At 74.0% G+C, this 26,907-nt stretch carries 25 protein-coding genes and 1 pseudogene; 18 read left to right on the top strand and 8 right to left on the bottom strand.

Annotated features, from left to right (window positions below):
- Window positions 1–61: 61 nt before the first annotated feature.
- From trmD to ACLQ2V_RS09915, 8 genes are all read left to right on the top strand, one after another.
- Entirely contained in the window at window positions 62–898 is an 837-nt protein-coding gene (gene trmD, locus ACLQ2V_RS09880) for a tRNA (guanosine(37)-N1)-methyltransferase TrmD (protein ID WP_425718088.1), read from the top strand.
- 143 nt (window positions 899–1,041) lie between these two features.
- A complete protein-coding gene (gene rplS, locus ACLQ2V_RS09885) occupies window positions 1,042–1,398 on the top strand; it encodes a 50S ribosomal protein L19 (RefSeq protein WP_425718089.1) in 357 nt (118 codons plus the stop codon).
- A 193-nt stretch (window positions 1,399–1,591) separates the two neighbouring features.
- Complete coding sequence (gene lepB / locus ACLQ2V_RS09890; RefSeq protein WP_425718090.1) at window positions 1,592–2,476, top strand: signal peptidase I; 885 nt, start codon at window positions 1,592–1,594, stop codon at window positions 2,474–2,476.
- Window positions 2,473–3,108: a signal peptidase I gene (gene lepB, locus ACLQ2V_RS09895; protein ID WP_425718091.1), complete on the top strand. Its 636-nt coding sequence runs from the start codon at window positions 2,473–2,475 to the stop codon at window positions 3,106–3,108. The genes lepB (ACLQ2V_RS09890) and lepB (ACLQ2V_RS09895) overlap by 4 nt, the downstream gene beginning before the upstream one ends.
- 64 nt (window positions 3,109–3,172) lie before the next feature.
- Window positions 3,173–3,712 carry an NUDIX hydrolase gene (locus ACLQ2V_RS09900; RefSeq protein WP_425718092.1) on the top strand — a complete coding sequence of 180 codons (540 nt, stop codon included), beginning with the start codon at window positions 3,173–3,175 and terminating at the stop codon, window positions 3,710–3,712.
- Entirely contained in the window at window positions 3,706–4,518 is an 813-nt protein-coding gene (locus tag ACLQ2V_RS09905; RefSeq protein ID WP_425718093.1) for a ribonuclease HII, read from the top strand. The genes ACLQ2V_RS09900 and ACLQ2V_RS09905 overlap by 7 nt, the downstream gene beginning before the upstream one ends.
- Window positions 4,515–4,838, top strand: a complete 324-nt coding sequence (locus ACLQ2V_RS09910) for a DUF2469 domain-containing protein (RefSeq protein WP_007075222.1) — start codon at window positions 4,515–4,517, stop codon at window positions 4,836–4,838. The genes ACLQ2V_RS09905 and ACLQ2V_RS09910 overlap by 4 nt, the downstream gene beginning before the upstream one ends.
- An 836-nt stretch (window positions 4,839–5,674) precedes the next feature.
- Complete coding sequence (locus ACLQ2V_RS09915) at window positions 5,675–6,226, top strand: murein hydrolase activator EnvC family protein (protein ID WP_425718094.1); 552 nt, start codon at window positions 5,675–5,677, stop codon at window positions 6,224–6,226.
- A gap of 11 nt (window positions 6,227–6,237) precedes the next feature.
- Here the strand turns inward: ACLQ2V_RS09915 and ACLQ2V_RS09920 are convergent, their stop codons facing one another.
- From ACLQ2V_RS09920 to ACLQ2V_RS09940, 5 genes are all read right to left on the bottom strand, one after another.
- Window positions 6,238–7,419, bottom strand: a complete 1,182-nt coding sequence (locus ACLQ2V_RS09920) for an aminotransferase class V-fold PLP-dependent enzyme (RefSeq protein ID WP_425718095.1) — start codon at window positions 7,417–7,419, stop codon at window positions 6,238–6,240.
- A gap of 99 nt (window positions 7,420–7,518) precedes the next feature.
- Window positions 7,519–8,490 (bottom strand): tyrosine recombinase XerC, encoded by a 972-nt coding sequence (locus ACLQ2V_RS09925; protein WP_425718096.1) that lies wholly within the window; start codon window positions 8,488–8,490, stop codon window positions 7,519–7,521.
- Between the two features lie 255 nt (window positions 8,491–8,745).
- Window positions 8,746–9,990 carry a DNA-processing protein DprA gene (locus tag ACLQ2V_RS09930; protein ID WP_425718097.1) on the bottom strand — a complete coding sequence of 415 codons (1,245 nt, stop codon included), beginning with the start codon at window positions 9,988–9,990 and terminating at the stop codon, window positions 8,746–8,748.
- On the bottom strand, window positions 9,987–11,507 hold the full coding sequence (locus ACLQ2V_RS09935; RefSeq protein WP_425718098.1) for a YifB family Mg chelatase-like AAA ATPase: 1,521 nt from the start codon (window positions 11,505–11,507) through the stop codon (window positions 9,987–9,989). The genes ACLQ2V_RS09930 and ACLQ2V_RS09935 overlap by 4 nt, the downstream gene beginning before the upstream one ends.
- A gap of 15 nt (window positions 11,508–11,522) precedes the next feature.
- A complete protein-coding gene (locus ACLQ2V_RS09940; RefSeq protein ID WP_425718099.1) occupies window positions 11,523–11,882 on the bottom strand; it encodes a YraN family protein in 360 nt (119 codons plus the stop codon).
- An 80-nt stretch (window positions 11,883–11,962) separates the two neighbouring features.
- Here ACLQ2V_RS09940 and ACLQ2V_RS09945 point away from each other — a divergent pair.
- From ACLQ2V_RS09945 to ACLQ2V_RS09985, 9 genes and pseudogenes are all read left to right on the top strand, one after another.
- A pseudogene (locus tag ACLQ2V_RS09945) lies at window positions 11,963–12,199 on the top strand (hypothetical protein); the annotation flags it as partial.
- A gap of 189 nt (window positions 12,200–12,388) precedes the next feature.
- Window positions 12,389–13,750: a hypothetical protein gene (locus ACLQ2V_RS09950; protein ID WP_425718329.1), complete on the top strand. Its 1,362-nt coding sequence runs from the start codon at window positions 12,389–12,391 to the stop codon at window positions 13,748–13,750.
- A gap of 240 nt (window positions 13,751–13,990) precedes the next feature.
- Window positions 13,991–14,896, top strand: a complete 906-nt coding sequence (gene rpsB / locus ACLQ2V_RS09955) for a 30S ribosomal protein S2 (RefSeq protein WP_425718100.1) — start codon at window positions 13,991–13,993, stop codon at window positions 14,894–14,896.
- Window positions 14,897–15,028: 132 nt separating this feature from the next.
- On the top strand, window positions 15,029–15,856 hold the full coding sequence (tsf, locus tag ACLQ2V_RS09960) for a translation elongation factor Ts (RefSeq protein ID WP_425718101.1): 828 nt from the start codon (window positions 15,029–15,031) through the stop codon (window positions 15,854–15,856).
- Window positions 15,857–16,018: 162 nt separating this feature from the next.
- A complete protein-coding gene (pyrH, locus tag ACLQ2V_RS09965; protein WP_425718102.1) occupies window positions 16,019–16,786 on the top strand; it encodes a UMP kinase in 768 nt (255 codons plus the stop codon).
- An 81-nt stretch (window positions 16,787–16,867) separates the two neighbouring features.
- The gene (frr, locus tag ACLQ2V_RS09970) at window positions 16,868–17,425 is read left to right on the top strand and encodes a ribosome recycling factor (protein WP_425718103.1); all 558 of its coding nucleotides are present in this window, start codon (window positions 16,868–16,870) and stop codon (window positions 17,423–17,425) included.
- Between the two features lie 335 nt (window positions 17,426–17,760).
- Window positions 17,761–18,957 (top strand): phosphatidate cytidylyltransferase, encoded by a 1,197-nt coding sequence (locus ACLQ2V_RS09975; RefSeq protein WP_425718330.1) that lies wholly within the window; start codon window positions 17,761–17,763, stop codon window positions 18,955–18,957.
- A 104-nt stretch (window positions 18,958–19,061) separates the two neighbouring features.
- On the top strand, window positions 19,062–20,213 hold the full coding sequence (gene rlmN / locus ACLQ2V_RS09980) for a 23S rRNA (adenine(2503)-C(2))-methyltransferase RlmN (protein WP_425718104.1): 1,152 nt from the start codon (window positions 19,062–19,064) through the stop codon (window positions 20,211–20,213).
- A gap of 31 nt (window positions 20,214–20,244) precedes the next feature.
- Complete coding sequence (locus tag ACLQ2V_RS09985; RefSeq protein WP_425718105.1) at window positions 20,245–21,723, top strand: DivIVA domain-containing protein; 1,479 nt, start codon at window positions 20,245–20,247, stop codon at window positions 21,721–21,723.
- Between the two features lie 126 nt (window positions 21,724–21,849).
- Here the strand turns inward: ACLQ2V_RS09985 and ACLQ2V_RS09990 are convergent, their stop codons facing one another.
- The gene (locus ACLQ2V_RS09990) at window positions 21,850–22,071 is read right to left on the bottom strand and encodes a DUF2631 domain-containing protein (protein WP_425718106.1); all 222 of its coding nucleotides are present in this window, start codon (window positions 22,069–22,071) and stop codon (window positions 21,850–21,852) included.
- Window positions 22,072–22,362: 291 nt separating this feature from the next.
- Here ACLQ2V_RS09990 and ACLQ2V_RS09995 point away from each other — a divergent pair, with 291 nt between their 5' ends.
- The gene (locus ACLQ2V_RS09995) at window positions 22,363–23,925 is read left to right on the top strand and encodes a Rieske 2Fe-2S domain-containing protein (RefSeq protein WP_425718107.1); all 1,563 of its coding nucleotides are present in this window, start codon (window positions 22,363–22,365) and stop codon (window positions 23,923–23,925) included.
- 177 nt (window positions 23,926–24,102) lie between these two features.
- Here the strand turns inward: ACLQ2V_RS09995 and ACLQ2V_RS10000 are convergent, their stop codons facing one another.
- Together ACLQ2V_RS10000 and ACLQ2V_RS10005 are read right to left on the bottom strand one after the other, a co-directional pair.
- The gene (locus ACLQ2V_RS10000; protein ID WP_425718108.1) at window positions 24,103–25,779 is read right to left on the bottom strand and encodes a phytoene desaturase family protein; all 1,677 of its coding nucleotides are present in this window, start codon (window positions 25,777–25,779) and stop codon (window positions 24,103–24,105) included.
- A gap of 106 nt (window positions 25,780–25,885) precedes the next feature.
- Window positions 25,886–26,716 (bottom strand): YhjD/YihY/BrkB family envelope integrity protein, encoded by an 831-nt coding sequence (locus ACLQ2V_RS10005; RefSeq protein WP_425718109.1) that lies wholly within the window; start codon window positions 26,714–26,716, stop codon window positions 25,886–25,888.
- Between the last annotated feature and the right edge of the window lie 191 nt (window positions 26,717–26,907).

The following is a 26,907-nucleotide window of genomic DNA, read 5'->3' on the forward strand; positions in this document are numbered from 1 at the left end:
CCGGGAGCGCCCGTCGCACCCGGGTGGGCCAGGCCCGCTAGTTTCGCTGGAGCCTCCCCGCATGCGCGTCGACGTCGTGTCGATCTTCCCCGAGTACCTCGCCCCGTTGGAGCTCTCCCTGATCGGCCGGGCCCAGGCCAACGGCGTGCTGCGGGTGGCCGTGCACGACCTGCGGGACTGGACCCACGACGTGCACCGCACGGTCGACGACACCCCGTACGGCGGCGGGCCCGGCATGGTGATGCGGCCCGAGCCGTGGGGCGAGGCCCTCGACGCCCTCGCCCCGGCGGAGCTGGCTCCCGACGGGATGACCCTGCCCCGGCTGCTGGTGCCCTCCCCGGCGGGGGAGCCGTTCACGCAGGCCATGGCGCACGAGCTGGCCGGCGAGTCGCACCTGCTCTTCGCCTGCGGCCGGTACGAGGGCATCGACCAGCGGGTGCTCGACCACGCCGCCGGCCGGATGCGGGTGACCGAGGTCTCCCTCGGCGACTACGTGCTCTTCGGCGGCGAGGTGGCGGTGCTGGTGATCCTGGAGGCGGTCACCCGGCTGCTGCCCGGGGTGCTCGGCAACGCCGGGTCGCTGGAGGAGGAGTCGCACGCCCACGGGCTGCTGGAGGCCCCGATGTACACCAAACCGGCCTCCTGGCGGGGGCACGAGGTGCCGGAGGTGCTCCGCTCCGGCGACCACGGCCGGATCGCCCGCTGGCGGCGCGACGAGGCGCTGTCCCGCACCGCCGCCCGCCGGCCCGACATGCTGGCCGCGCTCGACCGGGCCGATCTGGACAAGCGGGACAGGGCGCTTCTTGCGGAGCTGGACCGGGCGAGGCCGGCCGAACGGGACGGGGCGGGCCTGGCCGGGGCCGGATTTCCGCCGCCGCCGGGAGATGTGGCAAAGTAGGGGGGTTGCCGCATCAGCCTGCGCCGTGGGCCGTTGCGAGGATCCCCGACCGGGGGCCGTCCGGCGGCCACCGACCCGAGGATCAGAACCACCCATCCGCGCACCGAGTGACGGTGCGCCGTGAGTATCACGAGGACGCAGCGATGAACATCCTGGACGCCCTTGACGCCCAGTCGAAGCGGGTCGACCTTCCCGAGTTCCGCGCCGGTGACACCGTCAAGGTGCACGCGCGGGTCGTCGAGGGCAACCGGTCCCGGGTCCAGATCTTCCAGGGCGTGGTCATCCGTCGCCAGGGTGACGGCCTGCGCGAGACCTTCTCGGTCCGCAAGATCAGCTTCGGCGTGGGTGTCGAGCGGACCTACCCGCTGAACAGCCCGGCGATCGACCGCATCGAGATCGTGACCCGGGGCGCCGTGCGCCGCGCCAAGCTTTACTACCTGCGCGAGCTGCGGGGCAAGAAGGCCAAGATCAAGGAGCGTCGCGAGAAGCAGTCGAGCTGACTCTTCGCTCGCCTGGCCGCCTGAGCTGCGTGGATGCCGTCCGAGCCAACCCCGGTTACGCTGGTCGCACGGGCGCAGGCGGGCATCGATGCGTGGCGGCGGTAGCCGCGACGCCGGATCGTCCCACTACCGCCCGCGGGGCCTCGACGAGGCTCCCGGGCGGTAGTGTCGTTTCTGCGGACCGGGGAGTGCCATGGTGCGGACGCTCGACGAGGACAGCGCGACGAGTTCGTGGCGGCGACGACCCCGGCGGTCCCGCCGGCCGATGCCGCTGTGGCAGGAGCTTCCGCTGCTGCTCATCCTCGCCTTCTGCCTGGCGGTGTTGATCCGCAGCTTCCTGCTCCAGGCGTTCTTCATCCCCTCCGGGTCGATGGAGGACACCCTGCTCATCGGCGACCGGGTGCTGGTCAACAAGGTCGTCTACGACGTACGGGACCCGCGGCGCGGCGAGGTGGTGGTCTTCCGGGGCACCGCCAGGTGGGCGCCCCAGCAGATCCAGGAGCCCGACCCCGGCGTCGTCGGCAGGTTCGGCCGCACCGTCGGTGACCTGGTCGGGTTGAGCCGTCCCGGCGAGAAGGACTTCATCAAGCGGGTGATCGGTCTGCCCGGCGACCGGGTGAAGTGCTGCGACGCCCAGGGCCGGGTCACCGTCAACGACGTCCCGCTCGACGAGCCGTACGTGGTGCGCAACTCCCCGCTGGAGCCGCCGCCGAACCCGCGCGAGTGCCGTTCGCGCCGCTTCGACGAGGTGGTGGTCCCCGCCGGTCAGCTCTTCGTGATGGGCGACCACCGGCTCGTCTCGCAGGACGCCCGCTGCCAGGGTCCGGTGCCGATCGACAGCGTGGTCGGCCGGGCCTTCGCCGTGGTCTGGCCCTCCTCCCGGTGGGCGACGCTGTCGGCCCCGGAGACCTTCGACGCGGTCACCGGGCCCGCCACGGCCGCCGGGGACACCCCGGCCCCGGTGCGCCCCACCGGCTCGGGCGGGGTGCTGCTGCTCGTCCCGCTCTCGGCCGCGGCAGCCGCTTTCGCGCGTTCCGGAACCCCCGTCCGCTCCCGGCGACGTAGGCTCCACCCGTGATCGACGAGCAGACCGACAAGAAGAGCGGCTCCTTCTGGAAAGAGCTGCCCATCCTCCTGGGTGTGGCGATCCTGGTCGCGGTGCTGGTGCGGGCCTTCGTGCTGCAGACCTTCTACATCCCGTCGCCCTCCATGGAGAACACCCTTCAAATCGACGATCGGGTGCTGGTCAACAAGCTGGTATACGACTTCCGCTCGCCGCACCGCGGCGAGGTGATCGTGTTCAAGGCCCCCACCGAGTGGAGCGGCAACCCCGACGGCGAGGACTTCATCAAGCGGGTGATCGGCGTCGGCGGCGACCACGTGGTCTGCTGCGACGCGCAGGACCGGCTGGTGGTCAACGGCACCTCGCTCGACGAGCCCTACATCTACTCGGCCAACGGCCAGCGCGACAAGCCCGCCGACCAGGAGTTCGACGTCACCGTGCCGAAGGGGCGGCTGTGGGTGATGGGCGACCACCGCTCCGCCTCCGGCGACTCCCTGGAGCACTGGCAGCAGTCCGGCCAGAGCATCGACAGCGCCACCATCCCCGAGGACCGGGTGGTCGGCCGGGCGTTCACCGTCTTCTGGCCCGTCGGCCGGGCCACCTGGCTCACCGTGCCGAAGCCGTTCGAAGCCGTGCCGAACGCCTGAGCGCGGCGGTCGGCGGCCCCGGGTGGGCGTGGGCGATCCGGGCCGGGTCTGGCAGGCTGGGACGGTGACGGTCCACACCCCGCGCCGCGCCGCGCGCGTGCTCCTCCTCGACGCCGCCGATCGGGTGCTGCTCTTCGCCTGCTTCGACCCGGCGCGGCCCGAGCACCGGTACTGGCTCACCCCCGGCGGCGGGCTGGAGCCGGGGGAGTCCCCGGCGGCCGGGGCCGCCCGGGAGTTGGCCGAGGAGACCGGCCTGCGGCTCGCCCCGGCCGAGCTGGGCGAGCCGGTGCGGCGGGAGACCATCCGGTTCCCCTTCGCCGGCGTGCGGTACCAGCAGGAACAGGATTTCTTCCTGGCCCGGGTGTCGTCCTGGGAGGTGGACACGGCCGGCTTCAACGCCGTCGAGCGGGCCAGCGTCACCGGGCACCGGTGGTGGTCGGCCGACGAGCTGGCCGCCACGACCGAGCGGTACTACCCGGCCGACCTGCCGGCCCTGCTGCGCCAGGTCCTGACCGCGCCGTCCGCCGTACCCGGAAGGGCCGCGCCGCCCGCCGTGCGCGGGTCGGCCGGGGTCGGCCCCGAGGCGGGGGGTACGCCGTGCTGACCCCGCCGCGCACCGTCGTCCGCCGCGAGGCCGGCCTGTACGCGCTGGAGCGCGCCCTGCAACGGCGGGGCTTCCGGCACGTGGCCGGCGCGGACGAGGCCGGCCGGGGCGCCTGCGCCGGCCCGCTGGTCGCGGCGGCGGCGATCCTGCCCGAGGGGCGGCGTGGGGAGATCGACGGGCTGGCCGACTCCAAGCTGCTCACCCCGGCCACCCGGGAACGGGTCTACGCCCAGGTCGTCGACCGCGCCCTGGCGTACGCGGTGGTGGTGATCCCGGCCGACGAGGTCGACTCCCGTGGCCTGCACGTGTGCAACCTCGCCGCGATGCGCCGGGCCCTGGCGTCGCTGGCCACCCGCCCCGACTACGTGCTGACCGACGGCTTCGGCGTCGACGGGCTGGACGTGCCGGGGCTGGCGGTGTGGAAGGGCGACCGGGTGGCGGCCTGCGTGGCGGCGGCCAGCGTGCTGGCCAAGGTCACCCGGGACCGGATCATGGTCGAGTTGGACGCGTCGTTCCCCGGTTACGGGTTCGCCGAGCACAAGGGCTACGTCACGGCGGAGCACACCGCAGCCCTGCGGGAGCGCGGCCCGTGCCGTGAGCACCGCTTCTCGTACGTCAATGTCGCCGCCGCGTCCGGCCTGGACGGGCGGCCGCCTCGATCCCGGCGCCCAGCGGGTTCGGAGCCGGTTGAGCCGATGGAGCGATTCAGTGCGTCAGGGGGTACCGTCGGCGTGGCGTTGGGCGAGCAGCCCCGACCTCCCGCGCCGGTGGGGGAAGATGTGGTCATGGAAGGCGGAGTGCGATGAGCGCGGAAGATCTCGAGAAGTACGAGACCGAGATGGAGCTCCAGCTCTACCGGGAGTACCGCGACATTGTCCGTCAGTTCTCCTACGTGGTGGAGACCGAGCGCCGCTTCTACCTGGCCAACCAGGTCGACCTGCACGTGCGCAACTCCGACGGCGAGGTCTACTTCGAGGTCGAGATGCACGACGCCTGGGTGTGGGACATGTACCGTCCCGCCCGGTTCGTCAAGAACGTCCGGGTGATGACGTTCAAGGACGTCAACGTCGAGGAGCTGGAGAAGCCCGACATCTCCCTGCCCGCCGACTCCGGCTTCGGCGGCTGACGCCCTTCTCCCGCTGACCCGCCCCGGGTCCCCGCGTCGATCCGGCGTCGACGCCACACTGTGCTAGGCACGAGCACCGTCTCGATCCGCCGCGCCCTGGCGGTGGCACGTGCCGCCGTCGGGGGCCGGCTCCGCCGAGGCGACCCGGGTGCGCCCGGTCCGGGCCCGTCCCGCCTCCTGGCGTCCCCTCCTGCCTCCTGACGTCTCCCCGCCTCCTGGCGTCCCCTCCTGCCTCCTGACGTCTCCCCGCCTCCTGGCGTCCCCTCCTGCCTCCTGACGTCTCCCCGCCTCCTGGCGTCCCCTCCTGCCGGGCCGTCCACAGTGTGCGAGGCCATAGCAGATCAACTGGCCGGACGGGGCCTGTCCACAGGCCGCCCGGCCGTCCACAGGTGAGCGGCCGACGCGGGCGGCGTCTCGCCGATTCCGGCACACTGCGGGCCATGCGGACGCAGAACGGGGCCCCTGGCCCCGGACCGAGATGCGGCAGTGCCGGGCGCGTGGTCGGCGACGTTCCGGTCCTGGACGGGGGTGTCCGCAACGGGCGTGCCGTGACCGCGCGTGCCGTGACCGCGCGTGCCCAGGGCAGGCGGGCCGTTGACCGGCGTGCTCAGGGTGGGCGGGCCGTTGGCCGGCGTGTTCAGGGCCGGCCTGGCTGGCGCGGATGCTCTCGGCCTGGCCGCGCCGGAGGTGGGTGGTGGGCCTGGGCCGGGGCAGCCGGTCGGCCGCCGAGGCCGCCACGGCGGACCCCTGCGGCGCTCACCACCGCGGCGCTCTGCGTGGTCACGCTCGCGCCCGGCGTTGCGGCCGGCTCGGTTGCACCGCCGCAGCCCCGCGCGATGGCAGTGTCCGGGCGGCCCGGACCACCTGTGCCACCGCCGCCCGGCCCGGCTGCCGGGTGGCGTCGGCCGGTGACCTCGCCTGCCCCGTCCGGCTGGCCGGCTGCCTCGCCTGCCCCGTCTGGCTGGCCGGCTGCCTCGCCTGGGCGCTTCCGGTGGCCGCTCGACGGGGCTCCGCGTCCGGCGCGCCGCTTCGAACCGCCCCCGCAGCCGTGGCTGCCCGGTCACCGGGGCGTCGACCTGGTGGCCCCGCCGGGGGCCGTGGTCCGGGCCGCCGGGGCAGGGGTGGTCCTCTTCGCCGGCCCCGTCGCGGGCCGTCCCGTGGTCACCGTCGGGCACGGCGCGGGGTTGCGGACCACCTACGAACCGGTGGCGCCGGGCGTCCGCGCCGGCGACCGGGTGGCCGCCGGGGCGGCGGTGGGTCGGTTGGCGACTGGGCACGCGGGCTGTCCCGAGGCGGCCTGCCTGCACTGGGGGCTGCGCCGAGCCGACGAGTACCTGGACCCGTTGGCGCTGCTCGGGCTCGGCCCCGTCCGGCTCCTGCCGACCTGACCGGCGCCCCGTCAGCGCTGGGCGAGCAGCGCCGGCAACCGCCGGGCGAGCCGCTCGTACTCGTCCGGCGAGTTGTAGACCTGCCCGCACAGCCGCAGCCAGCCTCGGCCGTTCCAGGATGCCACCGACACCTCGGCGGCCAACCGGTCGGCGATCGCACCGCGCAGGGCATGGGCGGCGTCGACCGTGGTGGCGAGCCCGACCGGCAGCGGAACGAGTCGCATGGCGGCCGCCGGCCCGCCGGGCTCCGGCAGGTCGGCCGGGGCCACTGACAGCGCGTCGCCCACCACCCGCTGACCGTACGCGGCCAGGGCGGCATTGTGCGTGCGTACCCGGTCGACGCCGAGGCTGCGCAGCGTCCAGAGGCCAGCGGGCGCGGCCAGCCACGAGGTGTAGTCCAGCGTCGCCTGCCACTCGACGTTGACCGGGAAGCCGGCCAACTGTTCCCAGGAGACCACCAGCGGCTCCATCCGGTCCCGCCACGGCGGGGCGACCACCAGCGCGGCGGTGCCACGCGGGGCGTACGCCCACTTGTGCAGGTTGCCCACCCAGAAGTCCGCGCCGATGCTCGCCACCGGGGTTGGCAACATGCCCGGCGCGTGGGCGGCGTCGACGAGGACCGACACGTCGTGCTCGTGGGCGACCGCGGCGATCGCGGCGACCGGGAAGAGGCGGGCGGTGGCCGAGGCGACCTGGTCGACGACGAGCAGCCTCGTCCGGCCGGGCCGCAGCCCCGCGCGGACGATCTCGACGACCTGCTCGTCCGTCGCGGTCAACGGCACCGGCAGGGTGCGGTGGGTCGCCCCGGTGCGGCGGCACTCCCGGTCGACGGAGAAGGCGACCGCCCCGTAGCCGTGGTCGGTGGTGACGATCTCCTCGCCGGGGCGCAGGCCGAGCGACTGGAGCACCACCGCGACGCCGGCGGTGGCGTTGCCGACCAGCGCGGTGCCCTCCGGGTCGGCGCCGAGGAAGGTCGCCAGGTGCCGGCGGGTATGGGCGATCCGCTCCACCAGGCTCATCCCGAGGAAGCGCTGCGGATTGGACTCCATCTCGTCGCGCAGCCGCTGCTGGACACGCTGCACCCCGATCGGCACCGCGCCGAACGCGCCGTGGTTGAGGTAGCTCACCGAGGGATCGAGGGAGAAGAGCAGCCGGGCACCGGGAATCGGCTCGGGCGGCTGCGGCGCGCTCATCGCATGATCGTAGCCCGGTAGGGATCGAAGACGACCGTCGACAACCTGCTGATCTCGGTGCCGCAGCCGCCGGATGGGGGTGGCCGCCGATCTTCCCGGTCAGGCGCGCGGGTGGGCCTGCCGGTACGCCGCGCGGAGCCGTTCGACCGAGACGTGGGTGTAGATCTGCGTGCTCGCCAGCGAGGAGTGGCCGAGCAACTCCTGCACCGCCCGCAGGTCCGCGCCGCCCTCGAGCAGGTGGGTCGCGGCCGAGTGGCGCAGGCCGTGCGGGGTGGTCCGGGGCAGCCCCGCGTACTCGGCGTACCCGGCGACGACGCGGCGGGCCGTCGTCGGGTGCAGGCGTCCGCCCCGCGCCCCGAGCAGCAGCGCGTCCCCGGAGTTCGGGCCGGCGAGCACCGGCCGCCCGATGCGCAGCCACTCGTCGAGCGCCCGCTGCGCCGGCACCCCGTACGGCACGGCGCGCTCCCGCGACCCCTTGCCGAGCACCCGCACGACCCGGCGGGCGGAGTCAACGTCGGCGGTGTCCAGGCCGCACACCTCACTGATCCGCGCCCCGGTCGCGTAGAGCAGCTCGAGCAGAACCCGATCCCGCACCCGCACCCCCACCCCCCGGATGTCCCCCTCGCCCGGCTCCGGTGGCGCGATCTTGGCAGATTCCGGCCCCTCCGGGGGCCGTTCGCTTCCAAGATCTCCGGGCGCTCGGGGCGAGTCGAGGAGGGCGGCGGCCTGGTCGGGGCGGAGCACGGTCGGCAGCGGCCGGTGGGCGCGGGGGCTGGCCAGTGGCGCGGCCACGTCGGCGGGGATCAGGCCGGCGCGGTGGGCCCACGCGCTGAAGGTGCGCGCCGCCGCGGCCCGCCGGGCCATCGTCGTCCGGGCGGCCCCGGTCGTCCGCTGCCTGGCCAGCCAGCTGCGCAGCACGCCCAGGTCGAGGTCGGCCACCCCGGCACAGCCCATCCGGGTCGCGTGGTCGAGCAGGGAGACCAGGTCGCCCACGTACGCCCGGACGGTGTGCGCCGAGCGGTTGCGCACCCGGGCCAGGTGGTCGGCGAAGTCGTCCACCGCCTCGCGCATCGCCGCCGGAAGGGCTGCATGCGCCCGCCTCGTGTCGTGCCCGGCGCGGCTCACCGGGCACCGCCGTCGACCGGGGTGCCCGCCGCCGCAGGGCACGCGGGTCGCGCCCGCCCGTCGCCTCGCATCGGCTCAGCCTACGAGCGCACCCCGCTCGGGGCACGACGGCGGGCGGACCCGGGGTGGGACATCGGCCGGGCGAGCAGCCCGATCGCCTGCCGGTGGCGGGACGGCCAGGATCGTCCTGGAGCAGCCCGATCACCTGCCGTTGGCGGGACGGCCAGGATCGTCGTGGAGCGGGCCCATGACCTCGGCACGTGGTGGTGTCGGGGCGCGGGCCGGGGTGGTCAGCGCGTACCCCTCGTCGCGTCGGTGGACCAGGCTCAACTCCTCTAGCAGGGAGAGTTTGCGCATGGCGGTCCGGACGGTCACGCCGGCTCGGGCGGCCAGCCGGTCCACGTCGATCACCCCGCGCCGGGGCATCGCCTCCAGCACCAGCGCCGCCTCGTCGTCGAGGGTGTCCCGGGGGCGTTGCGGGGCGCGGGCCGGTGACGCCAGGTCCACGCCGATGCGGCCCACCTCCTCCAGTACGTGGGGCACGCCGGTGACCAGCCGGGCCGACGGCTGCTCGCGGAGCAGCTCGTGTGCGCCCACCGACATGGCGGAGGTGACCGGACCGGGCACCACCATCGGGCGTCGGTGGAGGGCAACGGCCCGGTTGAACGTCTGGGTGGCGCCGCTGCGGGCCGACGCCTCCACCAGCACCGTGCCCTCGGTCGCCGCCGCGATGACCCGGTTGCGGATGAGGAACCGGGGGCGGAACGGCTCTGCGCCCGGCAGCCACTCGCTGACCAGCAGCCCGGTCTCGGCGATCCGGTCGAAGAGGCCGGCGTTGCCCATCGGGTAGGGGCGGTCGATTCCGCAGGCGAGCACCGCCACCGTCAGCCCGCCGGCGTTGAGTGCGCCCCGGTGCGCTGCGGCGTCGATGCCGAAGGCACCCCCGGAGACCACCGTCCAGCCCCGGTCGGCCAGCCCGTACCCGAGTTCGGTGGCGACGTGCACGCCGTACGCGGTGGCCGCGCGGGCACCGACCACCGCGACCGCCCGGGTTAGCGCCTCCCGCAGCGGCCACGCCCCCCGCACCCAGAAGCAGAGCGGGGGCGCGGTCTCGATGTCCACCCGGCGGGTGGCCCCCCGCAGCACCATCCGGCGCAGGCCGTCGAGCTGGGGCGGCCACTCCGCCTCGTCGTCGGGGGTGACCAGCCGGACGCCCAGTCGCTCCCGGCAGGCCAGCGCCTCGGCCGCCACAGCGCGGGGGTCCCCCTCGCGGCACCGGGCCGCCACCGCGGAGCGGAGCCACTGCTCCGGAGCGCCGCCGTCGAGCAGCAGCTCCAAGGCCGCCACCGGGCCGAGCTGGTCGACCAGCGCGTGCACCGACCGGGTGCCGGGCTCGGCGAGCCAGGTCAACGCGACCCGGGCCAGCCGGTCGTCGTCGTCGCTCACGCCGCGTATCCCATTCTGAGCGCGATGGCCTCCCGGACGTCGTCGGCGTGCGGCCGGTCCCGCCCGTCGAGGTCGGCGATGGTCCAGGCCATCCGGGTGACCCGGTCGAAGCCGCGCGCAGACAGTGCGCCGCTGTCGAGCCGGCCGCGCAGCTCCCGGGTGTCCCGCTCGGGCAGCCGCCAGGGCGGGCGGCGCAGCCAGGGGCCGGGGACCTCGGCGTTGAGCCGCCATCCGGCGTCGGCCCAGCGGTCGGCGGCGGCCTGGCGGGCCGCCGCGACCCGGGTCGCCACCGTGGCCGAGGGCTCGCCGGTGGCCGTGGCCTCCATCAGCTCCGCCGCCCGCAGCGGCGGCAGGGCGACCTGCACGTCGATCCGGTCCAGCAGCGGGCCGGAGAGCCGGCCCAGGTAACGCCGGCGGGCCAGCGGGGAGCACTCGCAGTAGACGTCGCCGGCCGGTCGCGCACAGGGGCACGGGTTGGCGGCGAGCACCAGTTGCGTCCGGGCCGGGTACTCCGTGCCGCCCCGGCTGCGGGCGAGCTGCACCCGGCCGTGCTCCAGCGGTTGGCGCAACGCCTCCAGCGCACCCCGGCCGAACTCCGGTGCCTCGTCGAGAAAGAGCACTCCGCGGTGGGCCAGCGACACCGCACCCGGCCGGGCCAGCCCCGATCCGCCGCCGACCAGCGAGGCCACCGTGGCGGTGTGGTGCGGTGCCTGGAACGGCGGCCGGCGCAGCAACCGCCCGCCCGCCGGGAGCAGGCCGGCGATCGAGTGCAGCGCGGTGACCTCCAGCGCCGCGTCGTCGTCCAGCTCGGGCAGGATCGACGGCAGGCGTTCGGCGAGCATGGTCTTGCCGGCACCGGGCGGCCCGAAGAACGCCAGGTGGTGCCCGCCGGCGGCGGCCACCTCCAGGGCCCGTCGGCCCAGCGGCTGCCCGGCCACCTCGGCCAGGTCCGGCCCGTCCGGGCCGGCCGACGGCGGCGGGGCCGGCGGTTCGATCAGCGGGGTGCCGTCGCGGACGAACTCGACCAGCCGGTGCAGGGTGTCCACGGCGCGGACCAGCACGCCCGGCACCACCGCCGCCTCGGCGGCGTTGTCGACCGGGACGACCACCCGCCGCACGCCGGCCCGCGCCGCCGCGGCCACCATCGGCAGCACCCCGCGCACCGGCCGGACGGTGCCGTCGAGGCCCAGCTCGCCGAGGACCACCACCCGCTCCAGCGGCAGCAGCGGCAGCTCCCCGGAGCCGCCGAGCAACGCCACCGCGATCGCCAGGTCGAAGGCGGAGCCGAACTTCGGCATGGTGGCCGGCAGCAGGTTCAGGGTGATCCGTCGGTTGGGCCATCGTTGACCGGAGTTGACCACGGCGGCGCGGACCCGGTCCCGCGCCTCGTGCAGGGCCGTGTCCGGCAACCCGGAGATCACCACGGCCGGCAGCCCGGGGGCGAGGTCCGCCTCCACCTCCACCACGTGACCGGCCAGCCCGACCAGGCCGACGCAGAGCACCTTCGCGTAGCTCACGCCCGACCGCCCATCTCAGAACGCACCCTTGAGGTGCTCGACCCGGGCCGCCCCGGCGTCGGGCAGCTCGACCGAGAGCACGTCGAAGCGCACCTCGTCGGCGGTGGTGCCGGTCTCGTCGAGCCACCGCGCGGCCAACCCCCGCAGCCGCCGGGCCTTGGTGGCGACGACCGCCTCCGCCGGCGCGCCGAAGGTGGCGGTGCGCCTCGTCTTCACCTCGCAGAAGGCGAGCACCTCGCCGTCCCAGGCGATGATGTCGATCTCGCCGGCGGGGCAGCGCCAGTTGCGGGCGATCGGGCGCAGCCCCGCCCCGATGAGATGCCGGACGGCGCACCGTTCCCCGTACGCGCCGACCGCCTGGTTCCGCTTCGTCATGCGCCGCACACTGCCCGCTCGGGCGTCCCGCCCGGGGCCGCCTGTGGACAACCAAGGCCACTGTGGACAACCGGACGATCATGCCTGCCGTGTGCTATGGGGAAGACGCGTCGGCTCAGCCGTTCTCGTGCGGGTCCGGCGCCGCCTGTTCGGCGAGGCGCGGTTTCAGGAATCCCTGGGCCCAGCACGACGTGTGCCCGTCGCGCAACGAGATGAAGCGCTTCGCCCGTCCGTCGGTGGGGCCGCTCAGCCTGCGGCGGCAGGCGCTCTCCATCGTCGGCGCCGAGGATCAGGTGATCATCACCTATCAGGCCGAGCCGGCGACGCCCTGGCCCGCCTGCGACGGGTGGTCGACCCGGGAGCGGAGAGTCGTCATGGACGTCGATCGAGGTCGCCGCGGCGAAGCGCCGCTGCCGGCCGGGGACGGCATGGCGCCGGTCTCGGATACCGGGGAAGCGAGCCGTCCGGATGGCGCGCGGGTGCCACTGTCACATACGGTGCCCGTCGTGAACGCACGACGGAGCTTTCCCGATGATCAGGAGCCGCGCTGGTACCCCGGCGAGGGCGGGTACGGCGATTCGGACTGGCGCTCGCCGGGCGACGACCGCTACCGAGGTGATGAGCTCCGCGCCCCGGACCAGCGCGGGGACACCGGTGAGCGGCGCTACGACGAGCTGACCGACCCACCGGTGGGCCGGTACGGCGAGAGCGGGCGACACGGTGCCGATGACGCCTTCGGCCGCACGGACACCGATACCGACAGTTACCGGTCGCGGTCCCGGCGGGGCGAGACGGGCTCCTTCGGGGTCTCGGCCGACGACATCGCCGCGGAGCGGGAGTCGCGTCGAGCGGCGCGGGCCGCCGAAGCCGGCCTGGCCGCCGGACAGCGGGAGATCGACCCGCCGCCGGTGAGCCAGCGTTCCGTCACGTTCCCGCTGGCCGTGGGCCAACGCCCCGCGCCGCGCGCCGCCGCCGGCCCGGACGCGCCTGCCCGAGAGGTGGCGCGCGATGCCGCTCCGTTCGGGGGCGACCCGCTCGGTGTCGACGCGGCCGGCCTGCGGGCCGAGCCGGCCCGCCCCGCGCCGCTCGGCGGGTACCCGATCATCGAGCCGAACCGCCCGGCCGATCCCCACGGCCCGGCCGACCCCCACCGCCGCGACCCCGATCGCCCCAACGATCCCCACCGCCTCGACGACCCCAGCGGCTTCACCGACCCGAGTCGGCTGAGCGCCCCGAAGGACCCGAGCGACGCGGGTGGCTTCGACGACCTGCGGGACCTCAGGGATCCGAGCCTCGGCGGCCACCACGACCGCAGCGGCCACCACGACCTCAGCGGTGTGGGTGACCCCAGGCGTGCTGAGGACCGCGGTCGACCGGGCGAGCCGGACCCGGGCGCCGACGCGAGGCGAGGTGCCGACCCGGGGGCGACTGCCGGGCCGCACCCACTGGACCTGCCGACCGGGCCGATGCCCGCGATGGCCGTCCGCCCGGAGCAGTCCTCGCCCGGCTTCGACCCGGCGTACGCCCAGGAGGGGCTGCGGCGGCCGGGCCCGCCGCCCTCGGACGGCGTCTACCGCACCCGCCGCCCGGCGTTGGCCGTGCTGATCGCGCTGCTGGTGCTGCTCTTCGAGGTCCCGGCGCTGCGGGTGCTGCGGCACGGGGCGCTCGGTGACCCGCTGTCGACGTCCGACGTCCTGGTGGGCATCTTCCTGGTCGGCGGCCTGCCGATCTTCGGCGTCGGGCTCTACGGGCTGCGCACCGGCGGGCTCGCGCTCGCCGAGGGCGGTCGGGGGTGGCTGCGCCCGCCGACGGCGTACCTGACCGTCGGGCTGGTGCTCTTCGTCGCGGCGGCTCTTGCCGCCCGCTGACCGGGCGGGCTCGCGGCGGGTCTCGCCGCCCGCTGACCGGCGGGCGGGGCAGGGGCGTACACTGGCCACTTGGCGACCGCCTACCCGCGGTCGACCTCGCGCGCCCTCCTCACCTCGTCGTGGGGCGGCGGCCTCCCTGGTCCCGATCTTGGTCGGGTCCGCCATGGCCGGCGACCGGGCGCCAGGACGCCCGGCCGCCGGCCGGGCGACACAACCAGGGATCACAAGGAGTACCCACCCATGGCGGTCGTGACCATGCGTCAGCTGCTGGAGAGCGGTGTCCACTTCGGGCACCAGACCCGGCGCTGGAACCCGAAGATGAAGCGTTTCATCTTCACCGAGCGCAACGGCATCTACATCATCGACCTGCGCCAGACCCTCGACTACATCGAGAAGGCGTTCGAGTTCGTCCGCAACACCGTCGCCGAGGGCGGCAGCATCCTCTTCGTCGGCACCAAGAAGCAGGCCCAGGAGGCCATCGCCGAGCAGGCGACCCGGGTCGGTCAGCCGTACGTCAACCACCGCTGGCTCGGTGGCATGCTGACCAACTTCCAGACGGTGTACAAGCGCCTGCAGCGGATGAAGGAGCTGGAGGCCCTGGGTGACCTGAGCGGCACCGCCGCCGGTTACACCAAGAAGGAGACCCTTCAGCTGTTCCGCGAGAAGACCAAGCTCACCAAGACCCTCGGTGGTCTGCGGGACATGTCCAAGCTCCCGGCCGCGATCTGGGTGGTCGACACCAAGAAGGAGCACATCGCCGTCGACGAGGCCCGCAAGCTGGGCATCCCGGTGATCGCGGTGCTCGACACCAACTGCGACCCGGACGAGGTCGACTTCCCGATCCCGGGCAACGACGACGCCATCCGCTCGGCCGAGCTGCTGACCCGGGTCGTGGCCGCCGCCGTCGCCGACGGCCTGATCGCCCGTTCCGGTCGTCGCCGGGGTAGCGACGACAAGCCGGAGCCGGGCCAGGTGGGCGCCGACGAGCCGCTGGCCGAGTGGGAGCGTGAGCTGCTCGAGGACCCGACGAAGAAGGCCGACGAGCAGCCCAAGAAGGCCGACGAGCAGCCGGTGCAGGCGGCCCAGCCGACCGAGCAGCCCGCTGAGCAGCCCGCCGCGCAGCCGACGGCCGTCGCCGCTGAGTGACCGCATCGCCGCCGTCCGCCGCCCGGTGATCCGGGCGGCGGACGCGGCGGGCACGCCGGGCGCATCGCGGCCCGGATCCGGGTAACCGGCACCCAGAACATCCCACCGAGTCTCAACACCGAAGAGAGAGTCATGTCCAACTTCACCGCCGCGGACGTCAAGAAGCTCCGCGACCTCACCGGCGCCGGCATGATGGACTCCAAGAAGGCGCTGACCGAGGCCGAGGGCGACTTCGACAAGGCCATCGAGATCCTGCGCGTCAAGGGCGCCAAGGACGTCGGCAAGCGCGCCGGCCGCACGGCCGCCAACGGCCTGGTCGCGCACTCGGGCAAGGCGCTGCTGGAGCTCAACTGCGAGACCGACTTCGTCGCGAAGAACGACGCCTTCATCGCGCTGGCCCAGCAGCTCGTCGAGCACGGCGAGGCCAGCGGTGTGGGCTCCGCCGAGGAGCTGCTGGCCAGCAGCATCGACGGCAAGCCGGTCGCCGACCTGATCCAGGAGCAGTCCGCCAAGATCGGCGAGAAGCTGGTGCTCAACCGCTTCGCCAAGCTTGACGGCACGGTCGCGGTCTACCTGCACCGCAAGAGCCAGGACCTGCCGCCGGCCGTGGGCGTGCTGGTGGAGTACGCCGGCAAGAGCGACGAGGCCGCCGACGCCGACGCCCGCGCCGTGGCCATGCAGATCGCCGCGATGCGCCCGAAGTACCTCACCCGTGACGAGGTGCCGGCCGAGGTCGTCGAGTCCGAGCGGCGTATCGCCGAGCAGACCGCCCGCGAGGAGAACAAGCCCGAGGCGGCCCTGCCGAAGATCGTCGATGGCCGGGTCAACGCCTTCTTCAAGGACTTCGTCCTGGTCGAGCAGGCGTCGGTCGCCGACAACAAGAAGACCGTCAAGCAGGTGCTGGCCGCCGCCGGCATCGAGGTCACCCGCTTCCTGCGGTTCGAGGTCGGCCAGGCCTGAGCCGCCGGACGGGCGCGCGGCGCGCGCCCGATGGGCAGGAACATCGACGAGGAGGCCGCTGGTGTACGTGACAGGCACCGCGGCCTCCTCGTCGCATAGGGTCAGCGACGGCAGGTAAGCGGTAACGGCGCATCTGGGGTGCGCCTGGGAGGGACGGGGCGGATGACGCAGGTTGTGAGCGACCGGAGCCTGGCGGCGGAGGACCCGACCGCCCCACCACCGGGCCGGGCGCGCCGGGTGGTGCTGAAGCTCTCCGGTGAGGTCTTCGGCGGCGGGGCGATCGGTGTCGACCCGGACGTCGTGCAGGCCATCGCCCGGCAGATCGCCACCGTGGTCCGGCGCGGCGTCCAGGTCTCGGTGGTGGTCGGCGGCGGCAACTTCTTCCGCGGCGCCGAGTTGCAGAAGCGGGGCATGGACCGGGCCCGCGCCGACTACATGGGCATGCTGGGCACCGTGATGAACTGCCTCGCCCTGCAGGACTTCCTGGAGAAGGAGGGCATCGAGACCCGGGTGCAGAGCGCCATCACGATGGCCCAGGTCGCCGAGCCCTACATCCCGCTGCGCGCCATCCGGCACCTGGAGAAGGGGCGGGTGGTCATCTTCGGCGCCGGCGCGGGGATGCCGTACTTCTCCACCGACACCGTGGCCGCCCAGCGGGCCCTGGAGATCCGCGCCGACGTGGTGCTGATGAGCAAGAACGGCGTGGACGGCGTCTACTCCGCCGACCCCCGGATCGACCCGACCGCCAGCAAGTTCGACTCGATCACCTTCTCCGAGGTGCTGCGCCGCAATCTGCGGGTGGCCGACGCCGCCGCGTTCAGCCTCTGCATGGAGAACGGCCTGCCGATGCTGGTCTTCGGCGCGCAGGGTGAAGACACGATCATCCGTGCGGTGGGTGGCGACAAGATCGGCACCTTGATCACCGCCTGAGCGGCCGCCGGCCGACCAGCGACGATCCTCCGACACGACAGCAGAGCCCACGACGAGCACAAGAAGGAGGCGAGGAGACCGGTGATCGACGACACCCTCCTCGAGGCCGAGGACAAGATGGAACGTGCGATCGAGCACGCCAAGGAGGAGTTCGGCGCCATCCGCACCGGTCGCGCCAACGCCACCATGTTCTCCAAGGTCATCATCGACTACTACGGCACCCCGACGCCGCTGCCCCAGATGGCGTCCATCGGGGTGCCCGAGCCACGCATGGTGATCATCAAGCCGTACGACAACTCGCAGATCGGTGCCATGGAGCGGGCGATCCGCGACTCCGACCTCGGGGTCAACCCGAACAACGAGGGCACCCAGCTGCGCATCCTGCTGCCGCAGATGACCGAGGAACGCCGCCGCGAGATGATCAAGGTGGCGCGGCACAAGGGTGAGGAGGCCAAGGTGGCCATCCGCAACATCCGCCGTAAGGGCAAGGAAGAGCTGGACCGGCTCGTCAAGGACGGCGAGGTCGGCGAGGACGACGGCCGCCGCGCCGAGAAGGACCTCGACGACCTGACCCAGAAGTTCGTCGCGGGCGTCGACGAGATGATCAAGCACAAGGAGAGCGAGCTCCTGGAGGTCTGAGCCGCTCCCCGGATCCGGGCCGGACTGGCGATCGGCCACGGCACCGGTGCGTCTTCGCCGGATGGCGGCGGACCGCCGGTGCCGTTGTCGTTCGCGGGCGGCGGCAGGCGGTTCGGCGCAGGCACCGCCGCCGGCGGGCACCGCAGGACCCTCGTCCGCCCTGCCGGGGCGGCCGGTGCAGTAGGCTCGGCACGATTCCGGCCGTCACGCGGTGATCGGGCGGAATCAGCCGCCCGGCGGGTCGGGTCGGTCAACCGGACGGAACAGTTGTCGTAGGGGATGGTCTTGGTCGTACGTCATGTGGTGAGCCCCGTACCGCGTCCGCTCGGTGCGTGATGTCTCACCTCGACCCCTACCGCAGCGCGGAGCCCCGAGGCTGGGACGCCCCCGAGGCCCCGGTCGGGCTTCCCTGGCCCGAGCGTGACCTCGAGCCGGGGCAGTCGGCCCACAGCGCCCCACCCGACACGTACGCGCCCGCCCCCGACTCCCGGACCGGGCCGCTCCGGCCGGGACAGCGGCCGGACTCGTTCGACCCGGACGGCACCGACCCGTACGGCACCCGCCCGCTGCCCGGCACCGCCGAGCCGTACCGGCTTGAGGGGCCGGCGGCGGCGGTGAGCGACGGAGCCGCGGAGCCGGAGCCGCCCCGGGGCCGGCGGCGGCCCGGGCGGCGGCGGGCCGGCGGGGACCGCCTCCCCAGCCAGGAGGTCAAGCCCAGCCGCGCCGGGCGCAACCTGCCCGCCGCGATCGGCGTCGGCGCCGTCCTCGGCGCGACCGTCCTGGTGCCGCTCTTCTTTTACCTGCCAGCCTTCCTCTTCGTGCTCGCCGCCGCGGTGGCCATCGGCAGCTGGGAGATGGCCCGTGCGGTGCGCCGCAGCGGGGCCCACCCGCCGCTGGTGCCGCTGATCGCCGGCGGCGTGCTCACGATCGGGTTGGCCTGGTACGCGGGGCCGGACGCGCTCACCCTCGGCCTGCTGGTCACCGTGGCGGGCATGGCGGTCTGGCGACTGGGCGACGGGCCGGGCGACTACCGGCGCGACCTGACGGCGGCCACCCTGATCGCCGTGTACGTGCCCTTCCTCGCCGGCTTCGCGGCGCTGCTGGCCGCGGCACCGGGCGACGGGCACCTGCGGGTGCTGGTCACGCTGGTCGCGGTCGTGCTCTCCGACACCGGCGGGTACGCGGCGGGCGCCAACTTCGGCAAGCGCCCGATGGCCCCCTCGATCAGCCCGAAGAAGTCCTGGGAGGGCTTCGCCGGCTCGGTGGCCGCGTCGGCTCTCGGCAGCGCCGTGCTGATCTGGACGCTGTTCGACGTGGCCCCCTGGTGGGGCGCGCTGTTCGGGGTGGCCATCGCCTGCACGGCGGTCCTGGGTGACCTGGCCGAGTCCCTGATCAAGCGCGACCTGGGCGTGAAGGACATGAGCAACCTCCTGCCCGGCCACGGCGGCCTGATGGACCGCCTCGACTCGATCCTCTTCGCCGTGCCCACCGCGTACCTGCTGCTGGCGGTCTTCGTCCCGGTGGTGGGCTGAGGCATGAATCATGCCGATCATCCCGCGCCGGCCGCCCGGTTGGGGGGGATTCGGCACCTCCGGCCAGGCGCGTCGCCCGTTCGGCGTGGGAGACTGGGTACGTCATGACGAGTCTTCCGCTGATCCCCGCCGCCCCGGACGCCCCCGCCCCACGCCGGGCGGCGATGCCGCCCCGCCACCTCGCCGACCTCGACCTGCCCGGCCGGCAGGCCCTGGTCACCGAGCTGGGTGAGCCCGCGTTCCGCGCGAAGCAGATCTCCACCCACTACTTCGGCCGGCTGGTCCGCGACCCCGCCGCCATGACCGACCTGCCCGCCGCGAGCCGGGAGAAGCTGGCGGGGCAGCTGCTGCCGACCCTGCTCACCCCGGTCCGCGAGCTGGCCTGCGACGACGGCGCCACCCGCAAGGCGCTCTGGCGGCTGCACGACGGTTCGCTCGTGGAGAGCGTGCTGATGGGCTACCCGGACCGGGTCACCGTCTGCATCTCCAGCCAGGCCGGCTGCGGCATGGCGTGCCCGTTCTGCGCGACCGGCCAGGCCGGGCTGACCCGCAACCTCTCCACGGCCGAGATCGTCGACCAGGCGGTCTACCTGGCCGGGGTGGCCGCCTCCGGCGCGGTCGCCGGCTCCCCGCCCCGGCTGTCCCACGTCGTGTTCATGGGGATGGGCGAGCCGCTGGCCAACTACTCGCGGGTGATCGCGGCGATCCGCCGGCTGGTCGCCCCCGCCCCCGAGGGGCTCGGCCTCTCCCAGCGGCACATCACCGTCTCGACGGTCGGGCTGGTCCCGGCGATCCGCCGGTTGGCCGACGAAGACCTCTCGGTGACCCTTGCGTTGTCCCTGCACGCGCCCGATGATGAGCTGCGCGACGAACTCGTGCCGGTCAACCAGCGTTGGAAGGTGGCCGAGGTGCTGGACGCGGCGTGGGACTACGTGGCCCGCACCGGCCGCCGGGTCTCCATCGAATACGCAATGATCAAGGACGTGAACGACCAGCCGTGGCGGGCCGACCTCCTCGGCCGGCTGCTGGCGGGCAAGCTGGCCCACGTCAACCTCATCCCGCTCAACCCGACCCCGGGCAGCCGGTGGGACGCGAGCTCCAAGCCGGTCGAGCGGGAGTTCGTCCGCCGCCTGCGCGAGGCCGGGGTGTCCACGACGGTGCGGGACACCCGGGGGCGCGAGATCGACGGCGCCTGCGGGCAGCTCGCCGCCTCCGAGGACAGGGACACCGACGCGCCGCAGGAGGCGACGGCGTGACCGGGCGTGGCGAACGAGACCAGGAGACATAGTGGCGAGTCAGGGTCAGCGTTTCCGGCGTAAGGCGCTCCGCCGGGGCTACAAGGTCGACGAGGTGGACGCCTTCCTGGACCGGGTCGAGGCGACGCTCGACGGCCAGCCGGTCGGCGCGCCCGTGGCCTCCCAGGAGGTCCACGACGTCGTCTTCCGGGTCCGCTTCAACGGCTACGACGAGTGGCAGGTCGACCTGCACCTCGACCGCGTCGAGCGGCAGTTGGCCGAGCTGGAGGAGCGCGGCGGCGTCGTCAGCCGCGGCAGCGACTCCGGGATGTCGGACCGACTCGGCGCGCCGACCCGGATAACCCCGCCGGTCCGGATGGGTCCGCCGGATCGGATGGGCCCGCCCGACCGGATGGGCCCGCCGGACCGGATGGGCCCGCCCGACCGATCGGGCCCGCCCGACCGCATGGGTCCGATGAATCGGATGGGCGCGGCCGAGCGACCTGGCCCGTCGGATCGCATGGGCCCGCCCGACCGGATGGGCCCGCCCGATCGCCTGGGTCCGCCGGACCGCATGGGCCCGCCGGACCGGATGGGTCCGCCCGACCGGATGGGTCCGCCCGTTCGTGACGATCGTGGTCCTGCCCCGATGCGGGACGAACGAGGGCCCGCCCCGCTGGGACCGCGCGCGCTGCCCGCGCAGGCAGGTCCGCCCGGCGAGCGCTTCGGCCGCTACGACGAGCCGAGTGGCGCCTTCCCCGTCGGCGGCTACGACGGCCCGCGTGGCGGGCACGACGGCCCGCGTGGACCCGGCGGCCCGATGGGTCCGGGTGGCCCCGGTCCGGGCATGGGCCGCGCCCCCGGTGCCGGTCCTGGCATGGGTCCGGGCGGCGGCCCCGGGACGGGGCCCGGCCCCGGGGTGGGTCCGGGTGTCGGCGGTCGGCCCGGCGGCCCTGCGCCGCGTGGGCTGCCCGCCGGGCCGGGAGGCTTCGGCCCGGACGACCGGTTCGACGCGTTCGAGGCCGGGCGGCACGGCCGAGCCGACATGACCGCCGAGATCCGGATGCCGGAGCGGGACCTGCGCGAGCTACGCGGTCGCGGCCCCGGCGGACCGCCGGCCCTGCCGCAGCAGCCGCACAGTGGTCCGCCGATGGGTGGCCCGCCGCCGGTCGCCGGCCCCCCGATGGGTGGCCCGCCGCCAGTGGGTGGCCCCCCGATTGGTGGCCCGCCGGTGGGCGGCCCGCCGCCGATGGCCGGGCCGCCGATGGCCGGCCCGCCCGGCAGTGACCTGCACCGGGTGGACCAGATCCGCCGCAGCTTCCAGGTGCGCCGGTTCGGCAGCGGGTACGACCCGGACCAGGTCGATCAGCTCTTCGACGGCATTCTCAGCGGCATGACCGGTCGCGGCCCGATGCCGGTGAACCCGCAGGAGTTGGACACCCTGCGATTCGGGTTGGTGCCCGGGGGCTACTTCGAGGCGGAGGTCGACGCCGCGCTCAAGGACGTCCAGGACATCCTCTTCCGCCGCTGACGCGCCTGCGACGGGCCCACCGGGCCCGCTGCCGCGGCCCGCGCGTACGACGAGGGCCCGTCCCCTGCTCAGCAGGGGGACGGGCCCTCGGTGCGTGCTGGGCCGGCGGGGGCCGCCGGTCTCCGGTCAGGAACGCAGGCCGTTGCGCCGCAGCACCGCGTCGGCGATGACGACGCCCAGCAGCAGCACGGCCAGGCCGACCAGCCAGATGTCCTCGACCCTGCCCTCGTGGTTGCCGCAGAGCATCGCGAGCAAGGCCAGCGCGGAGAGCACCGCGCCGATCCGCCCCGCCTTCCGGTGCCCGGGCTTGTGCTGATCTGGCGACGTCACCGGCTCGCTTCCTGCCACTGTCGGTCCTTCCCTCGCGATCGGATCTCCGGTTAGTCTGGCACGCCGCGCGCCTGGCCTCGCCCGCTGGGTGTTTCTCGCCCCCCGGGGCCGCGAGCGCGAGCGCCGGTGCCGGGCCGGGAGGCCGGCCGTGGTGGAGCAGGGCGGCCACGCCGTAGGGCAGGGGCACCCCCGGGCCAGGGGCGGAGGACCCGGGCCGCAGGGCACTACCGGCGTCGCGGGTCGGCGGTCAGACTGCCTCCGGTAGCGTTTCTGACGTACACCTTGATTGCCTTTTTGAGGGGGACTGCGGTGCGAGTGACCGGTACGGGGCATGCCAGCATGCGGATCGACACGGCCGCGGGCAGCATCCTGTGCGACCCGTGGGTCAATCCGGCCTACTTCGCCTCCTGGTTCCCATTTCCCGACAATTCGCTGCTCGACTGGGAAACCCTGGGCCAGGTCGACTACCTGTACGTGTCGCACCTGCACCGGGACCACTTCGACGCGGCGCACCTGCGCGACTTCGTCTCCAAGGACGCCACCGTCCTGCTCCCCGAGTTTCCGACCTCGGAGATGGAGGACGAGCTGCGGGCGCTGGGCTTCACGAAGTTCCTGAAGGCGCCCAACGAGCGGGTCGTGGAGCTCGACGGCGGCCTGAAGATCATGATCCAGGCGCTGACCAGCCCGACCGACGGCCCGATCGGCGACTCGTCGCTCTGGGTCGAGTACGACGGGGTGCGGCTGCTCAACCAGAACGACGCCCGCCCGACCGACCTGAGCGTCTTCGCCGAGCTGGGCCACGTGCACGCGCACATGCTCCAGTTCTCCGGCGCGATCTGGTACCCGATGGTCTACGAGCTGCCGCAGGCGGCGAAGACCGCGTTCGGCAAGCAGAAGCGGGACCGGCAGTTCGACCGCACGTGGCGCTACATCGACGACCTGAAGGCCGACCACGTCTTCCCGATCGCCGGGCCGCCGTGCTTCCTCGATGACGCGCTGTGGCAGTTCAACGACATCCACGGCGACGAGGGCAACATCTTCCCCGACCAGTCGGTCTTCCTCGCCGAATACGCGAAGGTCGGCGGCACCAACGGGATCGTGCTGCTGCCGGGCAGCGTCGCCGAGGTCACCACCTCCGGGGCGAGCACCACCCACCCGCAGCCGATCGAGGAGTTCTTCGCGAACAAGGTCGCCCACCTGGAGGAGATGCGGGAGCGCAAGGCCCCGGTCATCGAGGCGGAGAAGGCGTCCTGGCGGCATCCCGAGATCGACGTGCTGGCCGGCATGAAGCGCCGCATCGAGCCGCTGCTGGAGGAGTCGGTCTACCTGGCCAAGGGCGTCGGCGGCCCGGTCCGCTTCGACCTGGTGGGCTACGACGGGGAGACCGTCGAGTCGATCGTGGTGGACTTCCCGGGCAAGCAGGTGCGCCCGTACGCGGAGGAGAAGGTCCGGTACCGGTTCCGCACCGAGCGGGCGCTGATCGAGCACCTGCTGCACATCGGCGAGGTGGACTGGGTCAACTCGCTCTTCCTGTCGTGCCGCTTCTCCGCCGCCCGGATCGGCCAGTACAACGAGTTCGTCTACGCCTTCTTCAAGTGCCTCTCCACCGAGCGCCTCCAGTACGCCGAGGGCTGGTACGACGAGCACGAGCGCTCCACCGACGCCGAGGACATCACCCTGGGCGACTGGGTGTTGCAGCGGCGCTGCCCGCACCTGAAGGCCGACCTGACCCGCTTCGGCATCGTCGAGGGCGACCAGCTCACCTGCCAGTTGCACGGCTGGCGCTTCGACCTGCCCAGCGGCCGCTGCCTCACCAGCGTCGGCCACAAGGTCCGCGCCCACCGCGCCACCCCCGAAACCCCCACCCCCTAACCCCACCCACCCCCACTCCCACCCCACCCCGCTCCCACCCCACCCCACCCCGCTCCCACCCCACCCCACCCCCACCCCCGCTCCGTTGATCAAGAGGTTTGCGTCAAAAAGCCGGCGATATTTGACGCAAACCTCTTGATCAACGCGCTTAGGGGGTGGGAGGGGGTGGGGGGTGGGTTAGGGGGTCAGGTCCTTGAGGATGCGGTGGGCCGCGTTGTGGCCCGCTGCGCCGATCACGCTGCCCGCCGGGTGGCAGCCGGCGCTGCCGGCGTAGATGCCGTCGATGCCCGTGGCGTACGGCATGCGGTCGGTGAACGAGACCGTGTTGTCGACGTGGTGGATGTGCCCGCCGGTGATGCCGAAGTGGGCCTCGATGCCCGGCGGGGGCAGCGCGACGGCGTCGGCGATCAGGTCCCCGGTGCCCGGGGCGTACCGCTCGCAGATCTCGACCAGGCGCGCGACGTACCCGGGCAGGGCGGCGTCCCAGGTGGTGCCGGCCGGGGAGTACGGCACCGACTGGACGAAGAGCGCCGAGGAGTGGTGCCCGGCGGCGTCGGACAGCGACGGGTCGACGGTGGTGTGCAGGTACCACTCGATCGTCGGCTCGTCGGGCAGCCGACCGGCCTGGACGTCGGCCCACATGCCCCGCAGCGCCGCCATCGGCGACTCGCCGCCCGCACCGCCCCGACCCCCGCCCAGCGGCGCAGAGCCGACCAGGGACGACGAGCCGGGCAAGGATGACGAGCCGGGCAAGGATGACGAGACCAGGGACGATGAGCCGGGCAGCAGGTGGATGGTGGAGCCGAACGGGCTCGGGGCGCCGGGCGGCAGGCAGGAGAAGCGGGGCAGCCCGGTCAGCGCCAGGTTGACCTTCAGCGTGGTGCCGGGGCGGCGCACCGCCGCCATCCGCTGCGTCAGCGGGTCGGGCAGCGCGCCGTCGGGGAGCAGGTCGATCAGCCGGTACGGGTCGCACGCCCCCAGCACCACCCGGGCGGCGACCTCCCGCCCGTCGGCGAGGAGCACCCCGCTGGCCGCACCGCCGTCGAGCGTGATCGCGGTGATCGGCGTACCGGTCAGGATGCCCGCCCCGGCGGCGCGGGCGGCCTCGGCGAAGGTGCGCGAGACGGTGCCCATTCCACCCTCGGCGATCATCCAGGTGCCGTCGGAGCCGGGCAGCCGGCACATGTTGTGCACGAGGAAGTTGTGGCCCGTGCCGGGGTCGTCGGGGCCGGCGTTGAGCCCGGAGAGCCCGTCGGTGACCGCGTACATGCTGACCAGCAGCTCGGAGCGGAAGTCGAAGCGGGCCAGGTAATCGGCGACGGAGCCGCGTACCAGGTCGACGAAGACCTGCCGCAGCGCGGGCCGCACGTGGCGCTGCGCGGTCTCCTCCACCGGCAGCGGCTCGGCCAGCCAGGCCGGGGCCAGGTCGTCGCGCAGGGCCGCCAGCTCGGCCTGCATGGCGTCGTCGGCGGCCACGTCGGCGGGGGAGAAGAACTCCGCGAGCTGCCGCCGGGTCGCCGCGTGGTCGCTGCCCATCAGCAGGTACGGCGAGCCGGGGCCGCCCGGGGTGGGCAGGAAGTAGTGCGGGTCGCGGCGCAGCACCGGAATCCGCACGTCGAGCGCGGCGAGCAGCTCCGGCGGCATCAGCCCGAGCAGGTACGACCCGGTGGAGTGCCGCAGCCCCGGCACCCGGGGGAACGGGTTCTCGGTGCGGGCCGCCCCGCCGATGACGTCGGCGGCCTCCAGCACCAGCACGTCGAGCCCGGCGCGGGCGAGCAGGATCGCGGACACCAGACCGTTGTGCCCGGCCCCGACGATCACCACGTCGGCCCGGGTCGGCAGCTCGTCACCCATGCCGGGGGAGCCTAGCGCCCGCCGGCCCGCCGGCCAACGGTCGATCGGCGAGCCCCTATCCCGCCGGGGCACGCCGAGCGCACCGCGCTGGGCTGCCCGGGGCGCGCTAGGCGCGTTGGGCCCGCCAGCGGGACAGGGCGAGGGTGGCCGAGTAGCCGGCCAGCACGATCACGTGGAACAGGTAGAGCCAGAGCAGCACGGCGACGCCGCCGCCGATGGCGTCGAACCCGCCGAAGGGGACGCCCAGGTCGAGCGGGAGTGAGGCGAACAGCAGGAAGCCGTGCAGGAACCCCGACAGGTTCGCCGCCGTGAACGAACCTATGCCCAGCGCCGACAGCCAGTCCGGGGCGGCCGGACCGACGACCCGGAACACCCAGAACAGCACCGGAGTGAGCACCAGCCACACGCCGAGGAACGACAGCACCACCCCGAACACGCCGGACCACCCTCCCTCGCGGACCAGGCGGGTGGTGTAGGGCAGCGCCAGCAGGATCGACAACAGCAGCGCCGGGGCCGGGGCCAACAGGGGCAGCAGCAGCAGCCGACCCCGCCAGCCGACCAGTGACCCGCCCTCCTCGTGCGGGGCGGCGACCGAGACGAACGCCCGGCGCAGCCCTTCGCCGTAGAGCGACGCCGGCAGCAGCGAGGCCAGCGCCAGCACCGGGGTCAGGCCGAGGCCCGCCTCGATCAGCGCGGCCATCGCCCGGTGCGCCCCGATCTCGGTCGGCAGGGTCTCGACGGCGTACGAGGTGAGCCGGCGGACCCGGTCCCCGCCGGCCAGCAGCCCGGTCAGCCAGATCGCCAGCAGCGCCACCGGGACCACGGCGATCGCCCCGTAGAAGGTGATGGCGGCGGCGTGCAGCGACAGGTCCCGGCTGCGTATCGGCCGGAACGCGGCTCGGGTGATGCGCCTGGTCTGCTGCCATCGGTCTCCCACCGCCAGGCATTTCCCCGCCCGGAGTCCGGTTACGCATCACGATCTCGCACCTCGGCCGTACGATCTCGTCCTGGCCGTGGGCTGTCGGCGCAGGCGACGGCCGGCTGACGGCGGGGCGGGGGCGACAGGCGGGCCACGGCGGCCGGTAGGCACCGAGGCGGGCCGGTACCCGCCCCCGGCGGGGATGGGAG

Source organism: Micromonospora sp. DT233 (assembly GCF_049841815.1).
Lineage (GTDB): Bacteria > Actinomycetota > Actinomycetes > Mycobacteriales > Micromonosporaceae > Micromonospora.

Coding starts and splice junctions, on each gene's coding strand:
- ACLQ2V_RS09940 (WP_425718099.1), bottom strand. CDS start 11,882: ATGACGAAGCGGAACCAGGCGGTCGGCGCGTACGGGGAACGGTGCGCC.
- lepB (WP_425718090.1), top strand. CDS start 1,592: ATGGTGCGGACGCTCGACGAGGACAGCGCGACGAGTTCGTGGCGGCGA.
- ACLQ2V_RS09975 (WP_425718330.1), top strand. CDS start 17,761: ATGTCTCACCTCGACCCCTACCGCAGCGCGGAGCCCCGAGGCTGGGAC.
- rlmN (WP_425718104.1), top strand. CDS start 19,062: ATGACGAGTCTTCCGCTGATCCCCGCCGCCCCGGACGCCCCCGCCCCA.
- pyrH (WP_425718102.1), top strand. CDS start 16,019: ATGACGCAGGTTGTGAGCGACCGGAGCCTGGCGGCGGAGGACCCGACC.
- ACLQ2V_RS10000 (WP_425718108.1), bottom strand. CDS start 25,779: ATGGGTGACGAGCTGCCGACCCGGGCCGACGTGGTGATCGTCGGGGCC.
- tsf (WP_425718101.1), top strand. CDS start 15,029: ATGTCCAACTTCACCGCCGCGGACGTCAAGAAGCTCCGCGACCTCACC.
- trmD (WP_425718088.1), top strand. CDS start 62: ATGCGCGTCGACGTCGTGTCGATCTTCCCCGAGTACCTCGCCCCGTTG.
- rplS (WP_425718089.1), top strand. CDS start 1,042: ATGAACATCCTGGACGCCCTTGACGCCCAGTCGAAGCGGGTCGACCTT.
- ACLQ2V_RS09925 (WP_425718096.1), bottom strand. CDS start 8,490: ATGCGCGAGGCGGTGGACGACTTCGCCGACCACCTGGCCCGGGTGCGC.
- rpsB (WP_425718100.1), top strand. CDS start 13,991: ATGGCGGTCGTGACCATGCGTCAGCTGCTGGAGAGCGGTGTCCACTTC.
- ACLQ2V_RS09920 (WP_425718095.1), bottom strand. CDS start 7,419: ATGAGCGCGCCGCAGCCGCCCGAGCCGATTCCCGGTGCCCGGCTGCTC.
- ACLQ2V_RS09910 (WP_007075222.1), top strand. CDS start 4,515: ATGAGCGCGGAAGATCTCGAGAAGTACGAGACCGAGATGGAGCTCCAG.
- ACLQ2V_RS09915 (WP_425718094.1), top strand. CDS start 5,675: ATGGCAGTGTCCGGGCGGCCCGGACCACCTGTGCCACCGCCGCCCGGC.